This is a genomic window from Mesobacillus maritimus, assembly GCF_023715205.1.
Taxonomy (GTDB): domain Bacteria; phylum Bacillota; class Bacilli; order Bacillales; family Cytobacillaceae; genus Mesobacillus_B; species Mesobacillus_B maritimus_C.
This window is the reverse complement of the sequence record NZ_JAMBNR010000150.1, coordinates 1-231: the sequence shown is the minus strand read 5'-3', so window position 1 is coordinate 231 and position 231 is coordinate 1. Positions and strand designations below refer to the sequence as shown.

1 rRNA gene is annotated in these 231 nt (G+C 48.9%); it reads right to left on the bottom strand.

Going from position 1 to position 231, the window contains the following annotated elements:
- A 23S ribosomal RNA gene (locus M3182_RS26015) occupies positions 1 to 231 on the bottom strand; the annotation flags it as partial.

Sequence of the window (231 nt, the reverse complement as noted above, 5' to 3'; positions counted from 1 at the left end):
GAAGGCAAGCCTTCTGGTTTGGGCTAATCCCGTTTCGCTCGCCGCTACTCAGGGAATCGCATTTGCTTTCTCTTCCTCCGGGTACTTAGATGTTTCAGTTCCCCGGGTCTGCCTTCAATACCCTATGTATTCAGGTAAAGATACTGTTCCATTACGAACAGTGGGTTTCCCCATTCGGAAATCTCCGGATCAAAGCTTACTTACAGCTCCCCGAAGCATATCGGTGTTAGT